The sequence below is a fragment of the Polaromonas sp. P1_E3 genome, from assembly GCF_056405935.1.
Map to the genome: position 1 here is coordinate 1 of NZ_JBFUBD010000614.1, position 1,215 is coordinate 1,215.

At 56.0% G+C, this 1,215-nt stretch carries 3 protein-coding genes; 1 reads left to right on the plus strand and 2 read right to left on the minus strand.

The genetic code is table 11. The features are described 5' to 3' along the window. Nucleotides 1-356: hypothetical protein (locus tag AC1D0Z_RS22185; RefSeq protein ID WP_477660306.1), on the plus strand; the 356-nt coding region annotated here is incomplete at its 5' end. A gap of 8 nt (nucleotides 357-364) precedes the next feature. Here the strand turns inward: AC1D0Z_RS22185 and AC1D0Z_RS22190 are convergent. Both AC1D0Z_RS22190 and AC1D0Z_RS22195 read right to left on the minus strand, forming a co-directional pair. Next, nucleotides 365-658 (minus strand): hypothetical protein, encoded by a 294-nt coding sequence (locus AC1D0Z_RS22190; RefSeq protein WP_477660307.1) that lies wholly within the window; start codon nucleotides 656-658, stop codon nucleotides 365-367. 11 nt (nucleotides 659-669) lie between these two features. Continuing rightward, on the minus strand, nucleotides 670-1,215 hold a 546-nt coding region (locus AC1D0Z_RS22195), incomplete at its 5' end, for a helicase-related protein (protein ID WP_477660308.1).

Genomic DNA, 1,215 nt, shown 5'->3' on the forward strand with positions numbered 1-1,215 from the left:
GTCCACGCGCGAGCGAAGAGGGACTCCAGGTGTTGAGTAAACATGCTGACACCATCGGTAGTAATTTTTTCGAGCTGAAAGTTGGGAAGAGCTCCTCAACGCCCTATTTTGTCAACACTAAGCAGCAGTCGTACATCTTCGATGGCAGCGAATTGATGCTCGCACCAGCTTACTGCGCTGAATGCAAAGAGCCAATCAAAAAAGATAGTGAGAGCTGTTCGTGGTGTCAGATCGACGAGTCTCATAAGGAAAATGCGGCCGCGAGAAACTCTTATCGGCTGTTGAATCACTACGGACTGCTCGACTCGTACTTAGAAGGCGTGAACAAAATTGCTCGCGATGCCCGAAAACGATGACCTGCGCGTCACCTTTTCATCGCAAAAACCGTGGCAAAAACCCAATGGATAGGCGCGGCGAGAAGAGGGAAGAACATGTAGGAAAGGTCGGTGTCACCACCTGATGTGCACAGGCGAAGGGCAACGCAACCGGCGATGGCGAACCCAGCGGTGACAGTGGTGCCAATCGTGACAAGAAAAGCGATCCCGAAGGCACCGCTTTTTCCAGTACTGATTTTCTGGCGCTTGTTCCTCCGGCCCATTAATGAGGCGATGACAGTGCCGGCCAGCACTACACAAAAAATCAAAATTAATTTAGTCATCCAGCACTCTCTCAACTATCTGTCAGCCCCTGCGTCGCCCGCAACTTGTCCTTCTTGCTAGGCCGCTTCCCCTTGATCCCACCGGTCCCCGCAGGATCTGCCGAATTCACCACCGCGACTTCCACCGGCTCAAATCCCACAACCTGCTCACGCGCCACCTTGATACCCAGGCGCTTTTCGATCAGTTTGAAATGGGCTTCGGTCGCCGCACTCACAAAACTCACGGCGACACCCGATTCACCAGCCCGCCCCGTGCGGCCTATGCGGTGGGTGTAGTCCGTCACTGAGCGCGGCAAGTCGTAGTTCACCACCACGGGCATCTGCGCGATGTCGATGCCGCGTGCGGCAACATCGGTGGCCACCACCACCTGCACGGCCTTGATCTTGAAGTCCTGCAGCACCTGGGTGCGTTTGCCCTGGCTGAGTTCGCCGTGGAAGGGTTCGGCTTCGATGTCGGCTTTGCGCAGCTTGTCGGCCACGATTTCGGCGGCGTGTTTGGTGGCCACGAAGACGAGCACGCGTTCCCACTTTTCGGTTTGCACCAGGTGGCGCAGCAG

What these genes read in the sequence shown, in the direction of transcription:
- AC1D0Z_RS22190 (WP_477660307.1), bottom strand. Translation starts at nt 658, where the DNA reads ATGACTAAATTAATTTTGATTTTTTGTGTAGTGCTGGCCGGCACTGTC.